25 protein-coding genes and 1 pseudogene are annotated in these 26,061 nt (G+C 64.3%); 17 read left to right on the forward strand and 9 right to left on the reverse strand.

Annotation, left to right across the window (positions count from 1 at the left end):
• Positions 1 to 17: 17 nt before the first annotated feature.
• Positions 18 to 497, reverse strand: coding sequence for a (2Fe-2S)-binding protein (locus tag JHD67_RS10535; RefSeq protein ID WP_199099142.1), 480 nt, complete (start codon positions 495 to 497; stop codon positions 18 to 20).
• 194 nt (positions 498 to 691) lie between these two features.
• On the opposite strand from JHD67_RS10535, the gene JHD67_RS10540 reads away from it, so the two are divergent.
• The 6 genes from JHD67_RS10540 to JHD67_RS10565 all read left to right on the forward strand — a co-directional run bounded on the left by JHD67_RS10540 (position 692) and on the right by JHD67_RS10565 (position 7,344).
• A complete protein-coding gene (locus JHD67_RS10540; RefSeq protein ID WP_199099143.1) occupies positions 692 to 1,786 on the forward strand; it encodes an XdhC family protein in 1,095 nt (364 codons plus the stop codon).
• A complete protein-coding gene (locus JHD67_RS10545; protein ID WP_199099144.1) occupies positions 1,783 to 2,409 on the forward strand; it encodes a nucleotidyltransferase family protein in 627 nt (208 codons plus the stop codon). The genes JHD67_RS10540 and JHD67_RS10545 overlap by 4 nt, the downstream gene beginning before the upstream one ends.
• Positions 2,410 to 2,505: 96 nt before the next feature.
• The gene (locus JHD67_RS10550) at positions 2,506 to 3,489 is read left to right on the forward strand and encodes a DUF1028 domain-containing protein (RefSeq protein WP_199099145.1); all 984 of its coding nucleotides are present in this window, start codon (positions 2,506 to 2,508) and stop codon (positions 3,487 to 3,489) included.
• A 117-nt stretch (positions 3,490 to 3,606) separates the two neighbouring features.
• Positions 3,607 to 4,173 carry a GNAT family N-acetyltransferase gene (locus JHD67_RS10555; RefSeq protein WP_199099146.1) on the forward strand — a complete coding sequence of 189 codons (567 nt, stop codon included), beginning with the start codon at positions 3,607 to 3,609 and terminating at the stop codon, positions 4,171 to 4,173.
• Positions 4,174 to 4,611: 438 nt separating this feature from the next.
• The gene (locus JHD67_RS10560; protein WP_199099147.1) at positions 4,612 to 5,979 is read left to right on the forward strand and encodes a carbohydrate porin; all 1,368 of its coding nucleotides are present in this window, start codon (positions 4,612 to 4,614) and stop codon (positions 5,977 to 5,979) included.
• Positions 5,980 to 6,000: 21 nt separating this feature from the next.
• Entirely contained in the window at positions 6,001 to 7,344 is a 1,344-nt protein-coding gene (locus tag JHD67_RS10565; protein WP_199099148.1) for an amidohydrolase, read from the forward strand.
• A 20-nt stretch (positions 7,345 to 7,364) separates the two neighbouring features.
• On the opposite strand, the gene JHD67_RS10570 is transcribed toward JHD67_RS10565, so the two are convergent.
• Positions 7,365 to 8,270, reverse strand: coding sequence for a LysR family transcriptional regulator (locus tag JHD67_RS10570; protein ID WP_199099149.1), 906 nt, complete (start codon positions 8,268 to 8,270; stop codon positions 7,365 to 7,367).
• Between the two features lie 275 nt (positions 8,271 to 8,545).
• Here JHD67_RS10570 and JHD67_RS10575 point away from each other — a divergent pair, with 275 nt between their 5' ends.
• Together JHD67_RS10575 and JHD67_RS10580 are read left to right on the forward strand one after the other, a co-directional pair.
• Positions 8,546 to 9,637, forward strand: coding sequence for a catalase family peroxidase (locus JHD67_RS10575; RefSeq protein ID WP_199099150.1), 1,092 nt, complete (start codon positions 8,546 to 8,548; stop codon positions 9,635 to 9,637).
• Entirely contained in the window at positions 9,634 to 10,305 is a 672-nt protein-coding gene (locus tag JHD67_RS10580) for a cytochrome b (RefSeq protein WP_199099151.1), read from the forward strand. The genes JHD67_RS10575 and JHD67_RS10580 overlap by 4 nt, the downstream gene beginning before the upstream one ends.
• A 78-nt stretch (positions 10,306 to 10,383) precedes the next feature.
• Here the strand turns inward: JHD67_RS10580 and JHD67_RS10585 are convergent, their stop codons facing one another.
• Both JHD67_RS10585 and JHD67_RS10590 read right to left on the reverse strand, forming a co-directional pair.
• Positions 10,384 to 10,908 carry a DUF6496 domain-containing protein gene (locus tag JHD67_RS10585; RefSeq protein WP_199099152.1) on the reverse strand — a complete coding sequence of 175 codons (525 nt, stop codon included), beginning with the start codon at positions 10,906 to 10,908 and terminating at the stop codon, positions 10,384 to 10,386.
• Between the two features lie 157 nt (positions 10,909 to 11,065).
• On the reverse strand, positions 11,066 to 12,922 hold the full coding sequence (locus tag JHD67_RS10590; protein ID WP_199099171.1) for an ABC transporter ATP-binding protein: 1,857 nt from the start codon (positions 12,920 to 12,922) through the stop codon (positions 11,066 to 11,068).
• Positions 12,923 to 13,114: 192 nt separating this feature from the next.
• Here JHD67_RS10590 and JHD67_RS10595 point away from each other — a divergent pair, with 192 nt between their 5' ends.
• Together JHD67_RS10595 and JHD67_RS10600 are read left to right on the forward strand one after the other, a co-directional pair.
• On the forward strand, positions 13,115 to 13,771 hold the full coding sequence (locus tag JHD67_RS10595) for a PadR family transcriptional regulator (RefSeq protein ID WP_199099153.1): 657 nt from the start codon (positions 13,115 to 13,117) through the stop codon (positions 13,769 to 13,771).
• Positions 13,764 to 14,153 carry a transcriptional repressor gene (locus JHD67_RS10600; protein ID WP_199099154.1) on the forward strand — a complete coding sequence of 130 codons (390 nt, stop codon included), beginning with the start codon at positions 13,764 to 13,766 and terminating at the stop codon, positions 14,151 to 14,153. Before JHD67_RS10595 ends, JHD67_RS10600 begins: the two co-directional genes overlap by 8 nt.
• Before the next feature lie 4 nt (positions 14,154 to 14,157).
• Here the strand turns inward: JHD67_RS10600 and nfi are convergent, their stop codons facing one another.
• On the reverse strand, positions 14,158 to 14,862 hold the full coding sequence (nfi, locus tag JHD67_RS10605; protein WP_199099155.1) for a deoxyribonuclease V: 705 nt from the start codon (positions 14,860 to 14,862) through the stop codon (positions 14,158 to 14,160).
• Between the two features lie 86 nt (positions 14,863 to 14,948).
• Here nfi and JHD67_RS10610 point away from each other — a divergent pair, with 86 nt between their 5' ends.
• A complete protein-coding gene (locus JHD67_RS10610) occupies positions 14,949 to 17,414 on the forward strand; it encodes a DUF3772 domain-containing protein (RefSeq protein WP_199099156.1) in 2,466 nt (821 codons plus the stop codon).
• A 419-nt stretch (positions 17,415 to 17,833) separates the two neighbouring features.
• On the opposite strand, the gene JHD67_RS10615 is transcribed toward JHD67_RS10610, so the two are convergent.
• The 3 genes from JHD67_RS10615 to JHD67_RS10625 form a co-directional block, all read right to left on the reverse strand.
• On the reverse strand, positions 17,834 to 18,418 hold the full coding sequence (locus JHD67_RS10615; protein ID WP_199099157.1) for a fasciclin domain-containing protein: 585 nt from the start codon (positions 18,416 to 18,418) through the stop codon (positions 17,834 to 17,836).
• A gap of 563 nt (positions 18,419 to 18,981) precedes the next feature.
• A complete protein-coding gene (locus JHD67_RS10620) occupies positions 18,982 to 20,247 on the reverse strand; it encodes a Xaa-Pro peptidase family protein (RefSeq protein WP_199099158.1) in 1,266 nt (421 codons plus the stop codon).
• A gap of 274 nt (positions 20,248 to 20,521) precedes the next feature.
• Positions 20,522 to 20,974, reverse strand: coding sequence for a thioesterase family protein (locus JHD67_RS10625; protein ID WP_199099159.1), 453 nt, complete (start codon positions 20,972 to 20,974; stop codon positions 20,522 to 20,524).
• Between the two features lie 362 nt (positions 20,975 to 21,336).
• On the opposite strand from JHD67_RS10625, the gene JHD67_RS10630 reads away from it, so the two are divergent.
• The 5 genes and pseudogenes from JHD67_RS10630 (at position 21,337) to JHD67_RS10650 (ending at position 24,168) form a co-directional block, all read left to right on the forward strand.
• On the forward strand, positions 21,337 to 22,152 hold the full coding sequence (locus tag JHD67_RS10630; protein ID WP_199099160.1) for a helix-turn-helix domain-containing protein: 816 nt from the start codon (positions 21,337 to 21,339) through the stop codon (positions 22,150 to 22,152).
• Positions 22,153 to 22,192: 40 nt separating this feature from the next.
• Positions 22,193 to 23,035 (forward strand): annotated as a pseudogene (locus tag JHD67_RS10635) (DUF72 domain-containing protein).
• Positions 23,036 to 23,092: 57 nt separating this feature from the next.
• A complete protein-coding gene (locus JHD67_RS10640) occupies positions 23,093 to 23,509 on the forward strand; it encodes a ribonuclease domain-containing protein (protein ID WP_199099161.1) in 417 nt (138 codons plus the stop codon).
• The gene (locus JHD67_RS10645) at positions 23,506 to 23,940 is read left to right on the forward strand and encodes a barstar family protein (protein ID WP_199099162.1); all 435 of its coding nucleotides are present in this window, start codon (positions 23,506 to 23,508) and stop codon (positions 23,938 to 23,940) included. Before JHD67_RS10640 ends, JHD67_RS10645 begins: the two co-directional genes overlap by 4 nt.
• Before the next feature lie 6 nt (positions 23,941 to 23,946).
• A complete protein-coding gene (locus JHD67_RS10650) occupies positions 23,947 to 24,168 on the forward strand; it encodes an RNA-binding S4 domain-containing protein (RefSeq protein ID WP_199099163.1) in 222 nt (73 codons plus the stop codon).
• Positions 24,169 to 24,330: 162 nt separating this feature from the next.
• Here JHD67_RS10650 and JHD67_RS10655 read toward each other — a convergent pair whose 3' ends face one another.
• A complete protein-coding gene (locus JHD67_RS10655; RefSeq protein WP_199099164.1) occupies positions 24,331 to 25,152 on the reverse strand; it encodes an arylamine N-acetyltransferase in 822 nt (273 codons plus the stop codon).
• A 205-nt stretch (positions 25,153 to 25,357) separates the two neighbouring features.
• Here JHD67_RS10655 and msrA point away from each other — a divergent pair, with 205 nt between their 5' ends.
• Positions 25,358 to 26,056, forward strand: coding sequence for a peptide-methionine (S)-S-oxide reductase MsrA (gene msrA, locus JHD67_RS10660; protein ID WP_199099165.1), 699 nt, complete (start codon positions 25,358 to 25,360; stop codon positions 26,054 to 26,056).
• Positions 26,057 to 26,061 lie beyond the last annotated feature (5 nt).

Below are 26,061 nucleotides of genomic sequence, written 5' to 3' on the forward strand. Positions count from 1 at the left end.
TGGGAGGGGCGCGGCTATCAGGCGATGGTTTGTGGCAAGGTCGCTTGGCCCGTCGCGGCCTGTTTGATGGCCGCGCGTATGCGCACATAGGTGCCGCAACGACACAGATTGCCCGACATGGCCGCGTCGATATCGGCGTCGGTGGGTGACGGCTTCTGCGCGAGTAGCGCCACGGCCGACATGATCTGGCCGGTCTGGCAATAGCCACACTGGGCCACTTCGATGCCCAGCCACGCCTGTTGCACGCGCTTGCCGATATCCGTGTCACCAATGCCTTCAATGGTGGTGATCTTTTTGCCGACCGCGCCCGCCACGGGCAGCACGCAGGAGCGAATGGCCTGCCCATCCAGATGCACGGTGCAGGCACCGCATTGCGCCATGCCGCATCCAAACTTGGTGCCATTGAGGCCAAGTACGTCGCGTAGCACCCACAGCAGCGGCATGTCGTCTGGCACGTCGGCCTGGGTGTCCTGGCCGTTGATGGAAAGGACAATCATGAAGACCTCCCTGGCTGGCGGATGCTGGCATCACCGTGGCCGGTAGCCACGATACGGGCGATGGACTGGGGGATTCTCCCCCGTGGAAACGAAAAGACAAGTGAAGACATCTTCACGAGGTCACCACAGGCGGCGCTGGCGTTTACCCGTCGCCATGTCGGAACATCCGCAGGAACCGTCGAAGATGGCAGGCCATGAACGTCGCCCAGGAATTCCAGTCGCTCTATCGCGCCGCGCGGTCGCTGGACCTGCGGCGCGACCCCGGCGCGGCCGCGTTGGTCACCATCACCCGTACGCGCGGCTCCACCTTCCGCCGAGCCGGCGCCAGCATGCTGGTGCTTCGCGATGGCGGGCTGGTCTGCGAACTCTCCGGTGGCTGCCCGCAACGCGACATCGTGCTGCACGCCCATCAGGCGATGAAGGACGGCCAGCCGACCCTCGTCGCATACGGTCGCGACAGCAACTACGACGTGATGATCGAAACCGGCTGCGGCGGCGAGTTGGAGGTATTCATCGAACCGTGGTCGCAGCCGGAAGACCTGCAGTTTCTCGACGCCATTGCACAGCTTCGCGAGCAGCGCCAATCCGGCACCATGGCATCGGTATTCGCGGTCGACGGCATGCCCTTGGCGCGGCGCCCACAACGGCTAGTGCATGGCGGCAACCATCGCTGGAGCAATATCGAGAGCGCGGCGCTGGGCGAGCAGGTTCTTGCAACCACCCTGTCCACGGCCTCCTCCACGGCTGCCGTGGTGCAGTCCGTGCAAAGCCAGGGGCGGCGCTATGACGTGCTGCTGGAGGCGCTGCATCCGCCGCACGCGCTCGTTATCATCGGCGACAGCATCGGCGCACAGACGCTTGCACAGCTGTCGTTCCAATTGGGTTGGCACACAACCCTGGTGAGTACCCGTCGCAGCGAAGGCACGCCACTCAGCGGTATTCATCATCTGGTCGCCTCACCGCAGGCGCTGGTCGAGCACATAGCCTTCGACAGCACAACTTCCGCCGTGGTCATGACCCATCGCCTGGACCGCGATCTCGCCTATCTCGGGCCGCTGCTTGCCACCCCGCTTCATTACGTCGGGGTCATCGGTTCACGTCAGCGTGCGGCGCAGATACGGGCAGCATTCCCTCATGCGGATGAGCGATTGCATGTGCCGGCCGGGCTGGATGTGGGCTCGGAAACGCCGCAGGAGATCGCCCTGGCCATCGCCGCCGAGGTATTGGCGACGCGCAATGGCCGTAGCGGCGGGTCGCTGAAACAGTCCCGAACGGCTATTCACCCGTGAGTACCATCCATACGCGCACGGGCGCGGTCATTCTTGCCGCCGGCAATGCCAGCCGGTTTGGCTCCCTCAAGCAGGTCATCGCTATCGACGGTGAACCGATGGTGCGACGCGCCGCCAGGAACGCCCTGGCCGCCGGGTTAGACCCCGTGGTCGTCGTCGTGGGTGCGCGGAGCCATCGGGTGATCGCCAGCCTGCATAACCTAGGGGTCTGCGCGATCACCAACGACGACTGGCCAGCCGGCATGGGTGGCTCGCTGGCGATAGGCGTGAAGGAGCTGCTGCTGCAGGCGGAACCCGTGCAGTCGCTGATGGTGTTGCTGGCGGACCAGCCGGCGATTGAGGTCGCCGACCTGGAAGGTTTGCGGCTCACCCATGCCGCCTCGCCGGAACGCATTCTCGCGTGTCGCCACCAGGATCGCCTCGGCCCACCGTGCGTCTTCCCGATCGCCCTCGCGGATGAACTGATGACGCTGTCCGGGCCGCGCGGCGCGCACGCCGTGTTGCAAAAGCACGCCGCACAAGTCGACACGCTCGATCTGCCGGCGGCGTTCTTCGATATCGACCAACCCGATGACTACGTTCGATGGCTGGCTTCAAGGGCTGGGGCCCCATCCGATCGCTAGACGGCGGCCGAGATGCAACCCTTTGGCCGGACGCGGCATCTAACCCGGCGTTCGCCAGGCATTTACCGTTGCGGCCATGTTCGTCCGGGAGGCTTCATGCCAGTCCACGCGCTGAAAGCGTCGTTCTTCGCCCGTTGGTTGCGGTTATCGGCCACACTGTTACTCGTTACGCCGTTCGCCGCTGACGCAACCTTCTCCATCGTCGCCTGCGACCATGCCGGCAATTGTGGTGCGGCCGTAGCCACGAACAATCTCGCCGTTGGCGCCAGCGTGCCCTACGCCCAGGCTCGGGTGGGCGCACTCGTGTCGCAGTTCGAAACCAATCCCACTTATGGCCCCAAAGGTTTGGCGCTGTTGGCATCGGGGCAATCGCCCACCGCCACCATCCAGCGACTGCTCGATGGCGATCAGCACTTCGACGGTTCCACCATTGCCGAGCGACAAGTCGGGGTGGTCGATGCACAAGGTCACTCCGCCAACTATTCCGGCGCCGAAGCGTTGAACGCCACATGGGCTGGCGCGGCCCACGGCGACGGCTATTCGGTGCAAGGCAACGGCCTGGCAGGCGCCCAGGTGATATCGGCCATGCAGCAGGCGTTCCTGTCCTCGAGGGGCACCTTGGCGCAGCGGCTGATGGCCAGTCTTGTGGCCGGCCAGGATGCCGGCGGACAAGTCACCGGGAGAATGTCAGCCGCCTTAGTGGTGCGCACCACCGAGGGAAACTGGCAGGACATCGATCTGCGCGTGGACGGCGCCGCGGACCCCATCAAGGACCTGAGCCGGTTGATGGATCAGCACGATGCATGGCAGGCGATCATCCACGCCGAACAGCAAGCAGGGAAAGGCTCGCATGGCGCTGCGCGCGCCTCCCTGGCCGATGCGCTGCGCCTGAGTCATGGCTGGGACCGTATCTGGCGGCGTGCCGCACGCCTCGCCATAAGCATGGGAGACAACGATGCCGCGCTGGACTATCTCGGCGTGTTCGTTTCGCTTAATCCGGTGTGGGGCCGGATCGAATTGAAGGACCCGCTCTATGCGCCACTGCACGGCAATGCGGCATTTGAGTCGTGGCGCAAGTGAGCGCACGTCATTATCCTGCGCAGGCGCGCTCTCGCCGCAGCGAAGAGCGCACGCATCGCACTCGTGCTCGCCCCCTCCTCACATGCTCCTGACAGGGGCGCATTGTAGTTTTCACCCATGACGCTTCAGCACAACAACGCTTCGCTCGTCATGCGCACCTTGCAGCGCGATGAAATTGAGCAGGTCTGGCGCATTGACCGGCGCGAAGTCATTCATCAGATCTATCGACTGGAACAAGGCCGTCTGCGTCTGTATCCAGCGTTCTTCGATGTGGAGGGCTGGCCCGAAGGTGAGCCCGAACATTACACGCCACTGCTGCTCGACTGCTTTGATCGTGGCGGCTGGCTCGCGGGCCTTTTCGATGGTGAGTGCCTGATAGGCGCGGTGATCGTGGACAATCGCCGGCTCGGGCAGCACGGCGGTGGGCTGCAGCTTAAATTCCTGCATGTCAGCCATGCGTATCGGGGCCGCGGGCTTGGCACGCAGATGTATCGCGCGGCGCAAGCGCATGCGCGCGATCTGGGGGCGCGCTTTCTGTACGTCTCGGCAACACCTTCGCAAGCCACCATCCATTTCTACCTTGGCCTCGGTTGCGTGCCAACCGCGCATCCCGATCCGGCCCTTTTGGCGCTGGAGCCTGAAGACATTCACCTGGAAGGGTGGATAGAGGCCCCCACGCCGTAAGCGCGTGATCGCCTGGCAGCGCAGCGGCGGGCCGCGGCGCATAGCGAGCATCGCCACACGCCGAGTAGTCAAACAACTCGGGCCATGACTTTTCCGCATTGCCATGAAATAAAACGATTACAGCAGGGGTGAAACCCCATGCTATCCAGAAGGCCATGTACGTCGCCTCGGGCTGCGTCCCGGGTCATGCCCAGGGGCCGCGGCACGATCAGCGGATTTACCCAACCGTCCTAGCCTGCCCCAGGCTTCGCATCGCGGACGCCGTGTCCGTGTGAAGCGCCGTTGCGCTGGGCTCAGGACTTGCCAAGGAATGCACGGGCCACATGTCTACTTCGCCACGACCGCCCTCCCCGCCCGTCTAATGCCGTCGCGTTGACGGTGCCATCAGGGCTCCGCCGGATCGGCGGCAGCTTTTCATTCGTTTTCTGGGGAATCATCATGATCAACGCAACGCGCCTCGGCGCGTCGAACCGCTTTGCCCTGCGCATCGCAGCACCGCTGCTGGGCGCGACGCTGCTCTCGCTGTCGGCCACGCCCGCCCATGCGGACGACAGCATCGCCCGCGCCGCCAAGGGCACCGGCTGCCTGCAATACGACAGCTTGCGCCTGCGCGGCTCGGAAACGGCCATCCTCACCAATTGCGACACCATCGCGCCGGAACTGGGTGGCCTGCGGCAGTCGATGTACCAACACGGCTGGCTGATACAGAACTACACCGCCGTGCAAGGTGCCTACGATCTCAAGGACGCCGACCGGCGGGTTCCTCAGCAATACGCCGGCCAGCGCCCCACGTTCCAGGGCACCAGCAACATCTATCTCACGTATGACCTTTCGCGCGTGGGTGCGTTCGGCAACAACGCGCAGTTCGCCGTGCAGCTCACCTGGTTCCAGAACAGTTACCGAGGCAATGGCCTGCGCTCCACCTACGTGAATCAGTTATCCATAGAGCAGGAGTTCGCCGATTCGCGCGTGCGCCTGGAATATGGCTTCTTCACCATTGGCGCCAAGTTCTATGGCGCGATCCTCGGCACCAGCGTAGCGGCATCGGCCTTGGGTCCCACCAGCAACCTGATGTACGAATCGGGCATCGCAGTGGGAGGCTTCAAACCCGTGCCGGCGATGGATCTGCGCTTGTACTCACCCAGCATGCGCTACTACAACCATTTTGGCGTGGCGCGCAGTAGCAGCCCGCAGGGCTTTCAGGAGGACTCCCGCCAGAACCCCTCCGGGCTCAGCATCCATGTGCCTGACGCCAAGACGCTCTACATCGATGAATTCGGCTATCGCCTGATGCCGAAGGCGGGCCAGCTTTCCAGTTGGGTACGCGCGGGTGGCGTGTACAACACCAGCGACTACTTCAACTTCAAGGAAGGTCGCCCGACGGTAAGCAATCACATGTACTACCTGGCGTTCACCCAGCAGTACACCCAGCCGGACCCGAACAACCCCGTACGCGGCCTTTACACCGACCTTAAGCTGGATCAGGTGCCGAGCACCCGCAACGCCTACGACAAGGACGTGCTGTTCACCCTGTACAGCATCGGCCCATTCAACAGTCGTCCCTACGACATGGCCACGCTGGGCTACCAGTACAAGCGGGTAAGTCGATGGGCGCAACAAGCCTTGCACCAGCGCACGGGCCTCACCCCTATCGAAAGCAGCGAAACGGTATCGATAGGCTATGCGCTGCACCTGATGCGTGGCGTGTATTTCAACCACGCGTTGTCCTACACCGATCACCCCGTGCTGGTGCCCAAGCACTCACCGTCCCTGGTGTGGATGTCGACGCTGTACGTCTCGCTCTGAGCAGCCCCCAAGGAGAACACCATGATTCGCAAGCATCACCTTGCCCTGTCGCTTTGCCTGTGGGCGGCTGCGCTGCCTACGGCGTCGCTGGCCTTTGAGCCTTCCGCGAGCAAAGCGGCCATCGATCAACAGCTCGACAAGGACTACCCACGCCTGGATGCGCTCTACAAGGATCTCCATGCGCATCCGGAGTTAGGCTTTCAGGAGGCGCGCACCGCCAACCGGCTGGCCAAGGAAATGCGCGCGCTGGGTTTCCGGGTGACCGAGGGCGTCGGCAAAACCGGCCTCGTCGCCATCTACCAGAACGGCGAAGGGCCCACGGTCATGGTGCGTACGGAACTCGATGCCCTGCCGCTGGAGGAAAAATCGGGCTTGCCTTATGCCAGTCGGGCGCGGCAGATGTGGCATGGCGAGGAGATGCCTGTGGATCATGCCTGCGGTCATGATCTGCATATGGCGACCTGGGTGGGCACGGCCAAGAGTCTGCTGGCGATGAAGGATCAGTGGCACGGTACGCTCATGTTTATCGCCCAGCCATCGGAAGAAGCCGCCGTGGATGGCATCAGCGGCGCCAAGGCCATGTTGAATGACGGCCTTTTCACACGCTTTCCCAAGCCCGACCTGGGCTTTGCCTTGCACGTCATGCCCGCGCCACTGGGGGTGTACTACCGCGCCGGCACCGCCACATCGAGCGCGAACGATTTGTTGATTACCTTCCACGGCAAAGGCTCGCATGGCTCGATGCCGCAGGAGGCGATCGATCCCGTGCTGATGGCCTCACGCTTTGTGGTGGACGTGCAATCGGTGATCAGCCGCGAGAAGGACCCGGCCGCATTCGGCATCATTACCGTCGGGGCTATCCAGAGCGGCAGTGCGGGCAACATCATTCCCGATACGGCCGTGGTACGCGGCACCATCCGCAGCTACGACCCCGCCGTGCGCGACCAACTCTTCGCCGGCATTGATCGCACCGCCCGTGGCGTGGCGCAGATGGCCGGGGCGAGCGCACCGGAGCTGCGCCTGAGCAGCGCCATGAATTATCCGTCGGTGGTGAACGACCCTGCGCTTACCGAGCGCACGGCCGGCGCGTTCAAGGCGGCGTTCAGCGACAAAGCCAGGGCGATGCCCGCGCCCACCGCCGGCAGCGAGGACTATTCGGAATTCATCCTTGCCGGCGTGCCCTCCGTGTTCTTCGGGGTGGGCGTGTATCCCGCCGAAGCGTTTGCGCAAGCCAAACAGCACGGCCAAAGCCTGCCGGTCAATCATTCGCCGATGTTCGCTCCCACGCCAGAACCGGTGATCCGCACGGGTGTGGCGGCGATGACGCTTGCCGTCATCAATGTCATGCAGCCCGTAACCAAGTAAGGGGCGCGCGCCGGTCGCCATCAATCGACCGGCGCGTACTGCCGCTGCAACGATGCGTAGACAAGATCAAACAGCGCTGCCGCCGAGCTCGGCAGCAACGCACGACGCAGTGCGATCAAACGCACGGATCGTTCGGCAGGACGCTGGGCGATGCGCAGCGTCTCCACCTGATGGCCGAACGATTGAATCATGCGCGGACTCAGTTGGGGCCCCAGCACCACGGCATCCAACGCCACCATGGCATCCAGCACAAGATTGAGCGACGAACATTCGAACACGCGCGATGGCGGCGACAAGCCGTTTTGCGCAAAGAGCTGATCGAACGCCGTACCCGGTCCGGCAACGGGGGTTACCCATAGGCAGTCATGCAATTGGCCAAGATCCGAGGCCCCGGCCAAGGGATGACCTAGACGCACCGACAAGCGCGTCGCGATTCGACAGGCTTCCAGCGTCTCCAGCCCGCTCCAGTTCTCCGCCGGATGCGTGCTCACCGCGAAATCCAGCGTGCCTTCGCGCAGCATGGTGGCTATCGCCAGCGGACCAAGTTCATGGATGCACAGCCGCGTGGCTGGGTAGCGCGCATGAAACGACGCCAAGGCATCCTCCAGCGATACGGAAAGCGCCGAGACGGTAGTAATACCAACGGAAACGCTCTGCGCCACCACGCCTTTCATCTCGTCGATGTCGCGTCGAGCCCGCCCCACGCTTTCCAGCACATGCCGCGCATGGGCGATCAGGCGCACGCCGAACGGTGTCAGGCTGACGCCCTGGCTCGAACGCACGAGCAGCGTCACGCCCAGCTCCTCTTCGAGAGATTGCAGTGTACGGCTCAGCGCGGGCTGACTGATGTGTAGCCGCTTGGTCGCCTGTTGCAGGCTACCGGCCTCATACACTGCCACCAAGCTACGCAAATGTTGCAACTTCATGCAGGGATGACTGGCTGTGCGTGCGGCGATACACCGATTCCGCCGACCTTAGCATCCAGCAAGCCCACAACCAGGAAGGCGTTTTCCGACATTCGTGGCGGCCCAGGGCGCGTCGAGCGATGCTGCCATCGCCGGAATGACACCGGGCGAGGACAGTTCCTGCACTTGGGCTTATCTACACTGCCAGGAGCCGCTCGGATGGAAGGCGACAGGTAACCGCCGAAAGGACTCGGGCGAACACAGAGACTTCCCCCTCGGTCCGCAGGACACCGACCATGCCAACGCCGTCCCCCCGCGCACGACCGTCTCACCACCTCGGACGATGGGTGCTCGTTGGAGCGCCCGTGCTCGCGCTCGGCGTTGCCTTTAGCTATACCGCTGGCTGGCTGGCCCCCTCACGCTTGAGCGCACAACGCATCGTGGACGCGCTTCAGCAAAACGCGGGATGGCATCCCGGCTACCGCCGCAACCACGCCAAGGGCGTGTGTGTGAGCGGCTACTTCGAAAGCAATGGCGCCGCCGCGGCCTACTCGGTCGCCCGCGTGTTCGCCCAGGGCCGCACGCCGGTGATCGGGCGACTCGCCATTCCCGGCGGCAACCCCGCGGCACCCGATGACAGCTCGCCCGTGCGCAGCCTGGCGCTGCGCTTTGACCTGCCGGGCGGCGAGCAATGGCGCACCGGCATGAACAACATGCCGGTATTCGTGGTCGCCACGCCCCAAGCCTTCTACGAGCAGCTGCTCGCGGCGCGACCGGACCCCGCCACACATAAACCCGACCCCGCGCGTCTGGCGGCGTTCTTCGCCGCGCACCCGGAAACCGGCCCCTTCCTTGCCTGGGCCAAGACCACCAGGCCATCGGCCAGCTTTGCCACGCAGAGCTACTACGGCCTCGATGCGTTCTACTTCATCGATGCCGCTGGGCGAAAGCACCCTGTGCGCTGGCGTGTAGCGCCGGAAACCGCCGACCACACCGATGCGCCCGCTGGGCCGCCCTCGAAAGACGATCTGACAGACGACCTCGATCGACGACTCGCGCAGGGACCGCTGCGTTGGCACTTGCTGGTAACGCTGGGCGCGCCCGAGGACCCCACCAACGATGCCACGCGGGTGTGGCCTGCCGAACGTCCCACCATCGACGCTGGCACCCTGGTCATTGAACACGCGCAGGATCAGGCAAGCGGCCCCTGCCGCGACGTCAACTACGACCCCACCGTGCTGCCCCACGGCATCGCCATTTCCGACGACCCACTGCTTGCCGCCCGCGCATCCGCCTATGCCGACTCCTATCGACGACGCACCGGCGAAGAAGCCCATGTGCCAGGCAGTGCCCCCGCCGCCGACGCGACGAAAGCGAGCCAGCCATGAATACGCATCCGGCCTTTCATCCGTTGGCGCGTGTACTGCACTGGACCATGGCGGTGCTGATCCTCGCCATGTTGTTTATCGGCGTGGGCATGGTGTCCACCGTATCGAGCAAGCACACCTGGCTGCTGGCCATCCACAAGCCGCTCGGCATCGCGATACTGGTGCTCGCCATCATTCGCCTTGGCGTGCGGCTACGCTTCCGTGCACCGCCGCTGCCCGCCGACATGCCCGCCTCGATGCAATGGGTGGCGCATGCATCGCACTGGGTGCTGTACGCCTTGATGTTCGCCATGCCATTGATCGGCTGGGCCATGCTGTCGGCGGGGGGCTATCCCGTCACCATCCTGCACGGCTGGCCGCTGCCGCCACTGGTTCCGGCGCATGGCGCGCTGTTCGGCTGGCTGCGACTGGCCCATGGCGTGTTGGCCTATGTGTTCTTCCTGGCGATCCTGGGGCACATGGGCGCCGCGCTCTATCACGGCCTGATCCGTCGCGATGACGTACTGCCCAGCATGAGTTTCCCGCGTCGCGAGCCATCGCCGCCGCAAATGTCTGATGCGCCCGCCACCACTCAGGCGTCGGCGGTGGGCACGGCCCTGCCCGAACAACCGCCCGAGGCCCAGCCGGCCGGCGATCCAGCGTCGCCCGGCCAGGGCGATGCTGGATAACCATCCAGGCAGGCACATCCATGCCGGGCCAGCGCGCGCGGAAGAGCGATATGTGCGTCGCCGTCGTAGCGGTGGACGCTAACCACCGCGCGATTGCATGGCGCGATGCCGAGCAGCGCGGGTGGCACCGGCGGCACGACTCACCGCGCGAGTGCTGGCCGCTTTCTTGGCGGCTGCCTTGCGGCCCGCCGCACCTTTGGTGCGTGCGGCCTGCTTGGCCGAAGCAGAGCGCTGTGCCGGCGTGCGCTTGGCCGCGGCCTTGCGCGCCTGGCGTGACAACGCCTGCGTGGACGCTGCCGCAGAATCTTCGCGCTTGAGCGCGGCGGTGGACGCGCGACTGCGCTTGGCGGAGGCGGCCTTGCTGGATTTCTTTGCAGCCGGCTGCTTGCGCGTGCTGCGCTTGCCTGCGGCGGGCAGCTCGATGCCCGCGCGGCGCGCTTCGGACAAACCAATGGCGATCGCCTGCCGCGCCGAGCGCGCACCATGCTTCCCTGCGCGAATGCGTTTGATCTCTTCCCGCACGAATTCGCCCGCCTGCGTGCTGGCCGACTTACCTTCACGCCTGTCCTTGCGCGCACGCGCCAAAGTTTTTGCAGTAGGCATCACGCACCTCCGATACAACCGAAGGGGCGATGCTGGCGGCTGCACCGTGAAGCATGGGGCAAGGAAAGCTGAAGGAAGCGCCTGCCGTTCACCTTCTGGAACCGCCGCTGTCGCAGGCGTCACCAAGGCGACAGCGGCATTCACACCGGTTCAACGCTCAGGCGACGGCACCGTCCTCGGCGGGATCCTCGGCCGCGACAAAGCCACCCGTCTGCCGTTGCCACAAGCGGGCGTAGAGGCCGCCCTGCGCGATAAGCTCGGCGTGCGTGCCGCTCTCCACAATCAGGCCCTTGTCCATCACCACCAGCCGATCCATGCGCGCGATGGTGGAAAGACGGTGCGCGATCGCAATCACGGTCTTGCCGCGCATGAGCAGCTCCAGGCTTTCCTGGATGGCGGCCTCCGCTTCCGAATCCAATGCCGAGGTAGCTTCGTCGAGGATGAGGATAGGCGCATCCTTGAGCAGCACGCGGGCGATGGCGATACGCTGGCGCTGGCCGCCGCTCAGCTTCACGCCGCGCTCGCCCACATGGGCGTCGTAGCCCGAGCGGCCCTCGCCATCCACCAAGAGCGGAATGAACTCGTCCGCGCGCGCCTTGCGCACCGCGTCGAGCATCTGCGCCTCGGTGGCATCGGGACGACCGTACAGCAGGTTGTCGCGAATCGAGCGATGCAACAGCGAGGTATCCTGCGTGACCACGCCGATTTGCGCACGCAGGCTCTCTTGCGCCACCCGCGCAATGTCCTGCCCGTCGATCAGGATGCGTCCACCCTCCAGGTCGTAAAGGCGCAACAGCACGTTCACCAAGGTGGATTTACCCGCCCCCGACGGCCCTACCACGCCGATCTTCTCGCCACCACGCACGGCCAGGTCGAGCCCGGCGATCACACCGCCTTTCTTGCCGTAGTGAAAATGGATGTCCTGGAAATGCACGGCGCCCGTGGTGACTTCCAGCGGCATGGCGCCTTCGCTGTCCTGCACGGTGCGCGGCCGGGAAATGGTCTCGATGCCATCCTGCACGGTGCCCACGTTTTCGAAGATGCCGTTGATGACCCACATGATCCAACCGGACATGTTGTTGATGCGGATAACCAGACCGGTACATAGCGCAATCGCGCCGACGGTGACCTTGCCCTGGCTCCATAGCCATACGGCCAGGCCCGACGTGCCCACGATCAGAAAACCATTGAGCGTCGTGATGGTGGCGTCCATCGCCGTGGTCAGCCGCGTCATCGCACGCATGCGCGTGATCTGCTCGCCCATGGCATCGGCCACGTAGGTTTCCTCGCGCAGGGTATGCGCGAACAGCTTCAGCGTGAGGATGTTGCTATAGCCATCCACGATGCGCCCCATCAGGCGCGAACGCGCTTCCGATTGCCGCCACGAACGCTCCTTGGTGCGCGGCACGAAGTACGCCAGCGTCGCCACGTAGGCACCCAGCCACAGTATCAGCGGCAGGGCCAGCCAGTAATCGGCCTGCGCGAACATGACGATGGCGCTGCCGGTGTAGATGGCCACGTACCAAATGGCATCCACGATCTGCACCGCCGATTCACGCAGCGCACCGGAGGTCTGCATGATGCGGTTGGCGATGCGCCCGGCATAGTCGTTCTGGAAAAAGCCCAGGCTCTGGCGAATCACATAGCGATGGTTCTGCCAGCGAATGCGATTGGTGAGGTTGGGCACGATGGCCTGATTGACCAGCAAGTCATGCAGCCCGATCAGTAGCGGGCGCGCAATCAACGCCACCAAGCCCATCCACAGCAGCTTGTCGCCATGCAGGCGAAAGAAATCCGCTGCCGGCGTTTCCTTGGTCATGTCCACGATGCTGCCAATGAAGCCAAACAGCGATACCTCCACGATCGCCACCCCAAAGCCGACCACGATGGTGGCGGCGAACACCGGCCACACCTGGCGCAGGTAGAACACGTAGAAGCGCCACACGGACTGCGGTGGCATGCCGTCGACGGGGTCCTTGAAAGCGTCGATCAGCGACTCGAACCAGCGGAACACCATGGGGAATCGTCCTTGGGGGTAAAGCCTTGGGGGCAACAGTGTAGGCCTGAAGGCGTGCAAGCCCGGTTTCAAGCCAAGCTGCCGCCCAGAACCACCCCCAAACCCGGGGGCACTTGAATTTCGGAAATCTTACGATATATCTTAAGACTGTTACTTAAGACTGTTACTTACGATATATCGGAGAGACATATGGGATTCCGTCATTTGTTTGATTGGCACCACGCCCACCACGCTCACCATGGCCGGGGCGGCTGCGACAGCCGCGACGCCTGGGCGCGCGAAGCCATGGGCATGGGTCGTGGGCACGGACGTGGGCGCGGCTTCGGCCGGGGCTTTGGCGACGACGAAGGCCAGGGCGGCATGGGCGGTCGCTTCCGTGGCGGCCGCGTATTCGGCCACGGCGACCTCAAGCTCATCCTGCTGGCCTTGATCGCCGAGCAGCCGCGGCACGGCTATGAACTGATCCGCACCATCGAGGAGATGTTCGATGGCGCTTATGCGCCCAGCCCCGGCGCGGTCTACCCCACCCTCACCCTGCTGGAAGAGCTCGGCCATACCAGCGTCACGGCCGACGACGGCAAGAAGCTCTACACCATCACCGAAGAAGGCAAGGCATTCCTCACCGAGAACAAGCAGGCAGTGGATGCGGTGATGTCGCGCATGGAGGAGACGGCCAAAATGTTCGCCCGCGCCGCCGCCCCGATGGCGCTGCGCGATGCCATGCACAACCTCAAGCGAGCGCTGTTCATGCACGGCGGCCCGTGGAATGCCGCCGAGGTAAAGCGCATCGGCGACATCATCCGCCGCGCGGCCGAGGACATCGCCAAGGGCCGCCAGGATGGCTGACGTCACCGTCGCCATGACCACCGATGCGCGCGAAATGCTGGCAAGGGCGGGATGGCGAGTGACGCCGCCACGCGTAGCGATCTGGCAGGTGTTGTGCGACGCCACCGACGAACCCGACGCAGTAGAAATACTGCGCCGGGCTCGCTTGTGGGAGCCGCGCACCAGCCTCGGCACCGTCTATCGCTTTTTGCGCGATCTGGAACAACGCGGCCTTGCGGCCTGTCGCCTGCTTCCCCATCAGCGGGCACGCTGGCGCATCGGCTCGCCCGAGCCATCCGCCGCGCCGCAAGGCGACCCGGTGACGCTGGCCGCGATCACCCAATTGGCCGCCGCCTTCGGCTATCGCCTGATACCCAACACGTGGCATCGCGCCGGCACATAACCGCTCACCCGGCGGAACGCTTGCGCACGCGCTGATCGCGACGCGAGGCCAGCCGATCGGCCAGTCGGGTGGGTTCGGGCAAGCGGTACGTGGTGCAATAGGCCAGCACCAGCGCCGGTGCGCTCGCCATGCTCACGCGATGCCCGGGCGACACGATGAGCGGGCGCGTGCGGTCCTTGCTGCGCAGGACCCAGCCGATGACCTTGCCCTTGTAAAGCAACGGAACGCGCTCGCCCTTACGCGGGCCGACCTCTTCATGGGTGCCCACCAGAATCGACTTGCCCACGCCAATGGTCGGCAAGCCCGTCACCACGCCCAGATGCGCCGCAATGCCCAGCCCGCGCGGGTGCGCCACGCCATGCCCGTCCACAAAAACCAGATCCGGCGTGCGCGGCAGCTGCTCCAGGGCGAGCAATGCCGCCGGCAACTCGCGAAACGACAACAGGCCCGGGATATACGGCATGCGCGTGGGCAGGCGCGCCACTGTTTCCGCCACGGGCTCCATGGTCTGCGCATCGAGCAGCACGGCGGCCGCACGCGTCACGGCGCCGTTGTCTTCGAATCCCACGTCGACGCCGGCTACATAAGGCAGGGGCGGATGCTCGTCCACCAGCCGCACCTGCGCGGCCAGTGTTACCTGTAACGCACGCGCCTTGGCGGTGTCGCCGTCCCACGGCGGGGCCTCGTAATGCGTTGCTGGGTCCGTCATGGTGAAAGCGTGAAAGCCCGGGGCTGAACGCGGCGTCAAGGCAATTATTCATTGACCGCTCTGGAACGCGCCCGGATCATGCCGGCATGCCTATCCTGTCTCGCTTGCTGCTGATCCTGCTCCTCGCCGCCGGGGCCTCCGCGCCGGCCTGGGCGCAAAACGGCCAGAACGCCGCCACCCCGCAGAACGCGGCGCAGATTCCGCAGGCCACGCAAGCCACGCCCGATCAGCTCAGTGCGCAACTGGATCAGATCAAGCAATCGCTCACCGACCGCAGCAAGCTCACCGACGCCTTGCTTACCGACGCGCGTGCCAAGGCCCTGGCGGTGCAGCAACAGGCGGACCAGCTCACCGCAAGCCTGACGCCGCAGGCCGATGCGCTCAAGGCCAAGCTCGACGTGCTCGGGCCGGCCCCGGAAAAAGGCGCCCCAGCGGAAGCGCCCGAGGTCGCGAGCCAGCGCAAACAGCTCAACAAGGACAAGACCGACCTCGCCGGCCAGCTCACCCAGTCCAAGTCGCTGAGCCTGGAAAGCCAACAGCTCATCACCCAGATCGCCAGCTTGCGGCGCGACCTGTTCCAGGCGCAGATCAGCCAGCGCACGGCCTCGCCGCTCAGCGTGGTGTTCTGGACACGGCTCTCGCAAAACCTGCCCGACGACGGCGCCAGCCTCAACGCGCTCGGCAAGTCACTCAAGGGCGCGTTCGCGCAGGCGTGGCAACCAGGCAATCGCATTCCGCTGATCGCCTGCCTGCTGGCCGGCATCGCCTTGTTCGCGGTGGGTCGACGCCTGCTGGAACACCAGATCCTCGACCTCGCCAGCAAATACCTGCCCTCGGGCCACCTGCGCCGTAGCGCGATGGCCGTGCTGATTACGCTGGGCACCGCCCTCACCTACGGCTTGGCCGCATGGCTGATTTACCTTGGCGTGAACTGGAACGGCGCCTACGACCCGGACCTGGACGAGTTGATGCAGCCCATGGTGCGGGTGGTGTTCATCGTCGCCATCCTGGGCGGACTGGGGCGCGCGCTACTCAGCGTCAAGCGACCCTCGTGGCGCCTGCCGCCCATTTCGGACGATCTCGCCAAGCGCCTGCGCCTGTTCCCCACCTTGCTCGCCTATAGCGCGCTGCTGCTGGCGGTGATCGAGCACGTCACCAGCCATATCGGCGCCAGCCTGGCCACCGCCATGGCCGCCAATGCCTTCGCCGCCACCTTGATCGGCGGGCTGATAGGCGCGGCCTTGATTCGCATGGGACGCGCGCGCCGGGCGCTCATCATCAGTGGCGGCACGCCCGCCGAACGTCCGCTATGGGTGGGCTTGCTGGTGGCTGGCGCCTTTGCCTGCTCGGTGCTGACCCTGGTCGCCGTATTCACCGGCTACATCGCATTCGGCTTTTTCATGGCCCGGCAGATGCTCAGTGCCGGCTTCCTGATCGCCGGGCTGTACCTGTTCATGCATCTGATCAATGACCTGTGCGAATCGCTGCTCTCGCCCGATTCGCGCACCGGCGTACGCATGCAGGAAACCTTCGGCATCGCCCCCGCTCGGCTGGAACAGGCGGCGACGGTGTTGTCGGGCGTGGGTCGCACTTTCCTCTTGCTGCTTGCATTGCCGCTGATCCTGGCGCCGTATGGCGCCGGCCCCTCCGAACTGGTCGATCGCGGCACGCGGCTGTTCGCCGGCCGCTCGCTGGGCAGCCTCACCATCAACCCCACCAATATCTTCAACGCCCTGCTGGTGCTGCTGCTGGGCGCCATCGTGGTACGCCTGATCAAGCGCTGGCTCGGCAAGCAACTGCTGCCCAAGACCTCGCTCGACCTGGGCATGCAGACCTCTATCGTCACCCTGCTCGGCTACGTCGGCGGCATCCTGGTTTTCGTACTGGTGCTCGGTGCGCTCAAGGTGGACGTGCAGAGCATCGCGTGGGTCGCCAGTGCGCTGTCGGTGGGTATCGGCTTCGGCCTCCAGGCCATTGTGCAGAACTTCATCTCCGGCCTGATCCTGCTGGCCGAGCGACCGGTGAAGGTCGGCGATTGGGTGAGCATCAGCGGTGTAGAGGGCGATATCCGCCGCATCAACGTGCGCGCCACCGAAATCCAGTTGAGCGATCGCTCCACCATGATCGTCCCCAACTCGCAGCTGATCACCCAAAACGTGCGCAACGTAACCCTCGCCAATGCCCTGGGCCGCGTACAGATCCGCCTGCCGATGCCCTTGAGCACGGATGCCACCAAGGTGCGGCAGATCGTGCTCGATATCCTGCGCAACCACCCCGGCACGCTCAATACGCCCTCGCCCAGCGTGCAACTGGACAGCATCGACAGCGGCTCCATGCTGTTCGTATGCACTGCCTACGTCGGCAACCCGCGCGACGCCGGCAACGTCAAGAGCGACCTGCTGTTTGAGGTCATCGAAAAGCTGCGTCAATCCGGCCTGCCGCTTACCACCCCGCAGGACATGGTGGTACGCACCATGCGACCCGAACGCAACGACACCGGCGGCGGCGAAAGCAGCAACACCACCACGGTGATGCCGGGCGGCAAGAACTAGGGAAGCCCGAACAACGGTCGCCTTCTCCGCGGAGGCGCCCCGAGCGAACGCGGACATCGTACGTCGGGCCGAAAAGAACCGCCTTGCTTGTGACGCAAAGGCATAGCGTGAGATCCCGGCATCGCCTCGCCTGCACTCTGCATCAACACCCATGTTGTCTTATGGATCGATCGACCTTCAGCCGGCAAATGCACATCGGATGGTGTCTGCGTCAAACCGATAGCGAACATTCAACGTCGCCAGTTGCCACGATAGAGGAAGGGCCCTCGCTGCGGCGTCCACCAGCAGCGGCAGCGCCAACGCTGCACGGCCAGCATCCAGTGGACTCGCCACAGCAGCAGAGCCACACCGATAGCACCGACTCGAGGCCAGCATGGTTGGCCGTGCCGGCCTCGATGGTGCTTGCTAGCGCTTAGCCATCAGGGCATCAGCACTTTGTCGACAACATGAATCACGCCATTGGACTGGATCACATCGCCAATGGTGACGTGGGCGGTATTGCCTTTGGTATCCGTCACGGCCCAGCCGTCGCCATCCTTGCTTACCACCAGCGTCTCGCCCTGCACCGTCTTGAGTTCGGCCTTGCCGCCGCCGGCCGCAACCTTCGTCGACAAGTCATTCGCCGTGAGTCGCCCCGGCACCACGTGATAAGTCAGTATCTTGACGAGGCTCGCCTTGTTTTCCGGCTTGAGCAGCGTATCCACCGTACCGGCCGGCAGCGCAGCAAATGCTTCGTTGGTCGGTGCAAAGACGGTGAAGGGACCCGGGCCGGACAAGGTATCCACGAGCCCGGCCGCCTTCACGGCTGCCACCAGCGTGGTGTGGTCTTTGGAGTTCACGGCGTTCTGGATGATGTTCTTTGTCGGATACATCGCCGCACCACCGACCATCACGGATGCCGGCGCATCCATCGCGCCAGCCATGGCCAAAGGTGAAAATGCCGCGACGCCGAACACCAGGGCCGTGCCCACCAGCATCGAAAGCCCGCGTTGATTGCTCTTCATGATTATCTCCGTAGCAAGCGACTTCCGGTTGGAAGCACTCATAGATACGGAACCTGGCGGCCATCAGATGCAGGCGGCTTGAAGAAAAAGGGGCGCGAGCAAGGTATTCGGTCTACTTGAGACCACCTGAACGGATAACTGCGGCGCAGCAAGGGCGCGCGGTTAACGGAGAGGTCCGCTGCGAATCGCGAGGGACGCCAGAGCTATGGAGGAGTTTGCCATGGGAATGAGTCCATCTACGGACATTGTTGAGGCGGCAGACTCGCTCGAAGACGACGGCCTTAAAAGGGCGTGACGGTGAACCCACCGCTCGCTCGATCTTGTTCTCGCAACACCCTATCAAAGGCGCCCAAACAGGAGGACCATCAGCGCACGCATCCTGCGGCGCCCTCGCCTGGATTCCACATGTCTTGGCTAAAAAACGTGGCAAACGTCAGGCCGCTCCAGGTCCGCCCAAGCGAGCGAGTAGAAGCGTCCGACGCTCACGGCACAAGCCCTCGCATATCCGATCCATGGCTGGAACCATCGGCTTTACCGGACATCCTCCATTGCCCCGATCCCCATCAGATCGGGTCTTCGATGGATTTGGCGAGCTGGGTAAAAAGTTTCGGGCCACTCTCGGTCATATGCCAGCAGTCTTCCAGCCGGATGCCGAATTCGCCGGGAATATAGATGCCGGGCTCATCGGAAAAACACATGCCGGGTGCCAACGGCGTGGCGTCGCCATGGACCAGGTAGGGAGGCTCGTGGCCGTCCAGGCCGATGCCGTGGCCGGTACGGTGAGGAAGACCGGGCAGGTGGTAACCAGGACCCCAGCCCTCCTTTTCGTAGTAGGCACGCACGGCGTCATCGATGGCGCCGACCGGAGTGCCCAGGGTGGCCGCGCTCAACGCGATCTCCTGGCCGCGCTTGACGGTATTCCAGACCTTTCGCTGTTTCGCGGTCGGCTGGCCCATCACCCAGGTGCGCGAGATGTCCGACTGATAACCATGCACGTTGCAGCCCACGTCCATCAGGATGACCGAACCCTCGCGCAGCGTCTGCGGTTGATGCGAGCCATGCGGATAGGCACTGGCCTCGTTGATCAACACGAGCGCGAACTCCGGCGCGCCGCCAAGAGCGACGGTGGCAGCGTTCATCATGGCGGCGATTTCATCGGGGCGCATGCCCGAGCGCACGTTGCCGTGGACGTAGCGCAGCGCCGCCAGGGTCACGTCATTGGCGGTTTGCATCAGCGCGAGTTCGGCCGGGGACTTGATCAGCCGAACGGCTTTCACCAGCGCGTCGCCAGAGACCACAGGGTAGGCACCGGCGCTTGCCTCACGCACACCGTCGACGATAAACAGACGCGTCGTGGCTTCGAAAGCGATCGGGCCAGAGGTAACGCCACGGTCGCGAAGCGCTCCGACAAGGCGAGCGAACGGATTTTCATGCTCGTTCCAGGGACGCACATCGCCACCCACCGCCAAAGTCTCGCGGATCGAAGGTTCTTCAAAGGCAGGGGTCACGACGACGATGTCGCCCCGCGCCGGGATCACGGCGGCTGTCGTACGCTCCGAGCGATGCCACTGGACGCCGGTAAAGTAATCCAGGCTCGAGCCCGACTCCAGGATCAAGGCGCCGATCTTCTGGTCGACCATGAGCCGCTGCAGCTTGGCGATTCGCGCTTGGCGCTCCTCCACCGAGATGGGCTTGGCACCCGAGGTCATGGAGGCCAACCCGGCCAGGGCGGCAGGCGCGGCGTGAGCCGGAGAGCTGCCCAACATAAGGGCGGTGGACGCCGCGGCGGTGACGGTTACAGCTCCAGTGAGAAAGTCGCGACGACGCATGATGACTCCGGACCGATGTAAAGGACGCCCCGCAGTATGCAGGCGTTATGGCTTGCAGAGCGAACCCTCGCGCTTTTTTACCGCGAAAGGATATGGAGTCCGCTTTGGCTGGGAAGCGAACATTTCTCACATGGGTGAATAGGACGACTCGGCCACGTTGGAAGGCGCTCCCCGCATGCCCCCTAACGCTGGGCACCCGAGGCGCCGGCGCGGGCGTTCGACCAGCAGCCCCTCATGCTCGCCCGCATGGACAGCAGGACACCCGGCCGACGTATCAGTCACGTGCCTTTATGCTCGGTGGAAGCACGACGAAGTCATGCGTCCTTTCCAGAGATTGCATCGCTGCGATAAGTGCGGGAGGTGGGGCAATAAGCTTGCGCTCGTTGAGGTCCAACCATCCTCCCGCGCTGGTCACTCGCGCGCTGAGCTTCCCGTCCTGTCGAAATATCTCGTGCCGTAGCAGGAAGCGACTGCCGTCGTCGGAGTGGCCGGCAAGCGCGTAAGTCACCGTGATCTGCTGTTGCAGCCCAATTTCCTTGAAATACTCCACCTCGTCCTTCATGACCACCGGGCCGATCTTTAGGCGCAGGAACTCTTCCATGGGAAACCCATGCTCCATCAGGAACATTTGTCGCACGTCCACCGTCTTATCGAGGTAGGCGGTGTTGCGCATGTGGGAGTTGAAGTCCATGTCGCTCCAACCCGCATAAAGAGTCTTCGTATACATGCGCGTGCTCCTGTCGCTGCGAATAGGCGTCTTGGGTTATGCCGCCCGCGCCATCCGGTGGCGACGCCCTCCAAACGGCCGGAGTCTATGACATTCCGTGACAGCGGGTTTGCCGCGCCTGGCTGGCCACCATGCGTGCTTCCATGGCCACGTGTGTGGCGGTAGGTCGTATCCGTAAGGTGCGCCTATGGCCTGAATGTCCACGCGCCCATGCTGTACATGCCGCAACATGGCCACTCCCCTGGAATACGGCTGGGAGAGCATCGGAATCTGAATGGGCCGCGCCCCCTATGATCGTAGCCAGGCGATGACCACCCCGCTCCATCGGCCTTTATACTCGGGGAGCCGCCTGGAGCCTTCCGATGGGACACCTGGTCGTCACCCCTGCGCCGCCACTGGACGCCCTGGTCTCCCGTCTGTGGGACTGGGACATGCCGCCGCCCGGCCATCACTACGAGCGCGTGCTGCCCGTGCCCGGCGCCGGGCTGATCATCAACCTCCACGAGAACGAGACCCGCGTCTATAGCGACGATCTGGAGCGACGTTGCCTGCGCGCCCCAGCGGCGGTGATCGGCGGTCCGTGTTTGCGCAGCCAGATCATCGACACCGCTGAGCAGGTGCGCGTGATGGGCGTGGTGTTCCACCCTGGTGGTGCGCATGCCTTTACCGGGGAGGACCATACCGCCTTGGTGGCGCGGGATATCGGGCTGGAGGACCTCTTCGGCTACAGCGCCCACCACTTGCGCGAACAGTTGCTCGATACGCCCAGCGCCGCGCAACGACTGGCCGTGTTGGAGCAATGGCTGCAAGCGCGCGTGTACACGCCACAGCTTGCCCCTGAAGTGCGCCATGCGCTGGGCGAGTTGGAACGGCTGCCGCAGGTGACGCGCATTGCCTCCCTCGTGCGTGACACGGGCCTGTCTGAGTATCGCTTCGGCCGCCTGTTCCGGCGGCAGGTAGGCATGGGCCCCAAGCGCTATGCGCGCCTGATGCGCTTTCGCCGCGTGGTCGATGCCGCCTATCGCTGCGAAACCGTGGATTGGAGCAGCGTGGCGTTCGATGGCGGCTACGGCGATCAGGCCCATCTCATCCATGAGTTTCGCGACTTTGCCGGCATGACGCCCACCGCCTTCATGGCGGCACGCGGCCCGTATCCCAATCACGTGCCGCTGGATTGATCGTGCCGTGGCATCATGCCGCCCCCGCAGGGAGTCCCCGATGCACCATGACCTGTTCTCCAGCCCCGCCGGCCACGGCACCGCCTCGCATGTACGCGTAGGCATCGGCGGCTGGAACTTTGCGCCCTGGCGCAACAACTTCTATCCCTCCGGCCTCGTGCAGCGTCGAGAGCTGGAGTTTGCCAGCCGCCAACTGCGGGCCATTGAAATCAACGGCACCTTTTACGGCGCGCAAAAGCCGGCTACCTATGCGAAATGGGCCGCCGAGACGCCGGCCGGTTTCGTGTTTTCGCTCAAGGCGCCCCGCTATGTCACGGAGGGCAAGCGGCTGGCCGACACCGCCCGCGGTATCGATGGCTTTGTGTTTGGCGGCCTGGCCGAGTTCGGCGATCGCCTGGGGCCAGTGCTTTGGCAGTTGCCGCCATCGCGTCCGTTCGATGCCGATGACCTGGCCGCCTTCCTCGATCTGCTGCCGCGCGAACTCAACGGCCAGGCCATGCGGCACGTACTGGAAGTACGTCATCGCAGCTTCCTGGACGAGAAGTACGTTGAACTGGCACGTAGCCATCGCGTGCCCACCGTGTTTACCGATTCGCCACAATACCCCTCGCTGGCCGACCTCACCGGCGATTTCGCCTATGCCCGCTTAATGCGCAGCCAATCGCATATCGATACCGGCTACGCACCGACCGAGCTCGACCATTGGAGCGCGCTGGCCCGCCAGTGGGCCGAAGGTGGCGACCCGGCCTAGTTGCCGCACGTTGCCGCGCCACTCGCGAACGGCGTGGCCCGGGATGTGTTCATGTATTTCATCAGCAGCGCCAAGGAGCGCAATCCGGCTGCGGCCATGGCATTGCAACAGCGAGTCGATGCGGGCGGCTAATGCCGCCTTGAAGCACAAGAAGCTCTACACTCGCGCCACTCCGCCGGAACCCTCCCCATGCGAGCCCTCAAACCCTTCCTGTTACTGATCGTGCTGGTGGTGGCTGCCCTGTTGTGGGGGCGGCACGGCACGGAACCCGCGCCCACCGGTGGCACCGTTGCCGCGCCGCAGGCCAACAGCGTAGCGTCACCAAGCACGCTGCCCGCATTCCTGCCGCCGGAAGCGGCGGATATCCTGGCGCGCATCGCCCGGGGCGGGCCGTTTGAGCATCGACAGGACGGCGTGGTGTTCCAGAACCGCGAGAACCGCCTTCCCGCCCAGCCCGAAGGCTATTACCACGAGTACACGGTGGATACGCCCGGGCTGGATTACCGCGGTGCACGCCGCATCATCACCGGCGGCACACCACCGCAGGTCTACTACTACACCGACGATCATTACCGAACTTTTCGCCGGTTCGAGGTCACCCCATGAACGCCAACTTCGACCTGGATTTCAACGATGCCGAACACGGCGGCATCTTCTTCGTCACCTCCGATGACCTGATTCCGCTCGGCGATGCCGCCGGCATGGAAGGGCTCGCGGTGTGCCGTGCCAGTCTCGCCGACTACACCCATCATGAAATGCTGTTCGATCGCCTCACCGTGGCCCTGCGTTTGCCCGCCGATTTCGGCCGCAACTGGGACGCACTGGCCGACAGCGTGCGCGATCTCTCCTGGCTGAAGGCGCCCGGTGTGATTCTGCTGCTGGATCACGCGGAAGCCATGCGCAACGCGGACGAGGACGATTTCGACACCTTGCTGGACATTCTCGAGGAGGCCGTCGATTTCTGGCAGGAAAACGGCAAGCCCTTCTTCGTATTCTTCGCGCTGCCTGAAAGCGCCTTCGACGACACCGACGCCTGACCCACCATGCAAGATATCGACTTTGAACTGGACCGCGACTTTGTGGAACTCAACCAACTGCTCAAGCTGGTTGGCCTGTGCGATAGCGGCGGCGCCGGCAAGGCCATCGTGGCCAGCGGCGCGGTCGCGGTGGATGGCGTACAGGAGCTGCGCAAGACCTGCAAGATCCACGCGGGCCAGGTAGTGCAGATCGAGGATTTCACCATCTACGTCAACGCACCCGCTTAAGCGGGTGCCCTTTGGGGGGCGCTGATTGCTCTCTCATACGCGCGAGAGCCGGGACGCCCTTCCACAACCGAGGGGCGGATCGCCCCGTGCCTTTGCATGGCATGATCCGACAGCGGAATGCGTGTTTCTTCTGACCGGCCAGGGTGATCGACCCGAGGATGCTCAGGCGGGTTCCGGCAGGGCGGCCAGCGTGCGCTCCAGCGCAGGATGCGTCGGCAAGCGGATGCCGAACTGCTCGCGCAGCACCTGCCTGATCTCGTCCGCGCCACTCAGCACACGCCGTAGCGATTCTCCGCCCGTCGGATGAATGGAAAATTCGCGATTGCGCAACCCCAGGCGCCGATCGGGCAAGGTGCGCGCGGCGATCAGGTCGTGCAGGAAGCGGGAAGCGGGAAAGGTCGAGGTGTAGTGGTTGGCCACGACATAGTCGATGGGTTCGCGCGCCTGCAGATCGAAGCGGTAAAGGGTTCGCCACTCCTCGCGCACCAGCGCCTGCATGCGCCACTGGCCGTCGCGTTCGAGCAATCGAAACGGTTCGTTGCCCGTCGCCTGCTCGCGCGCGTGTTCCAGGCGCAAGGCGCCAGTCAAGGCCATGCTGCCGAAACCCACATCCACCAGCCAGCTTTCGCCATCCAACGCCACCCGCAGTAGCTGATGCGTCTGCGCGACCTCGGCATCCTCGGGCTTCATCCACAGCACTCGCGCGATAAGACCGGTGACGCTGAAGCCCAACGACCGCAGCACGTCCATCATCAGGCGGTTCTGCTCAAAGCAGTAGCCCCCGCGCCCCTGCTGCACCAGCTTGTGCTGCACCGCGGCTGTATCGATGGACACCGGCACCCGCAACAGCGGGTCGAGGTTCTCGAACGGAATGGCCGCCACATGGGCGGTGGCCAAGGCCCGTAACGTGCTGAACGAGGGTGCCAGCGAGCCGTGATAGCCGATTCGCGCCAGGTAGGCGTTCAGGTCGATCGCATCTGCCATGGGCGATACCGCAAGCAATGAGTGCGGGCACGATAACACCGCCTTTGCGCGGCCTTCGCATCGGGTCGACCGGGTCATGCCAGGATGAAGGTAACCGGGCCGGCACGGTCAGCGAATAGTCGAGTGTCAGGCGGATCGAGCGATCCGACCATGACGTACCGGCAGCGCGCGCCGCGCGCCGCCATCGACCGATGGAGCGTCCGCAATGAGCATTCGCTTTTCCGCCCTGTTCACCGCCCTGCTGGCCATCAGCGGCCTGGGCGCCTGCAGCCTGGCTTCCGCCGGCAGTGGCATTGCCAACCTGCCCGACCCCGCACTGGATGCAACCGCAGCCCAGGGCGACCAGACCGCCGTGTTGGCGGGCGGCTGCTTCTGGGGCATGCAGTCGGTGTTCGAGCACGTCAAAGGCGTAAAGAGGGTCTGGGCCGGCTACGCCGGTGGCTCGGCCAACACAGCGCAATACGAGCGCGTAAGCGATGGCGACACCGGTCACGCCGAGTCGGTGAAGATAGTCTACGACCCCGCCAAGATCAGCTATGGGCAGTTGCTGAAGATCTATTTCTCCGTGGCCACCGACCCAACCGAGCTAAATCGCCAGGGACCGGACACCGGTACGCAATATCGCGGCGTGATCTTTTACACCAACGATGAGCAGAAGCGCGTAGCCAGTGCCTATATCGCGCAATTGACCGCGGCGCATGCATTTGGCGACCCCATCGTGACCCAGCTGACACCACTGCAAGGTTTCTATACGGCGGAGGCCTATCACCAGGACTACGCGCAACGGCACCCGGACGAGCCGTATATCGTGTTCAACGATGCACCCAAGGTGGCCCACCTCAAGCAGCAATTCCCGGCGCTCTATCGCCCCGAGGAAAACGTGGTGAGCGTGCAGCTGCACTAGGGATG

Source organism: Dyella sp. ASV21 (genome assembly GCF_016428975.1).
Classification (GTDB): Bacteria; Pseudomonadota; Gammaproteobacteria; order Xanthomonadales; family Rhodanobacteraceae; genus Dyella.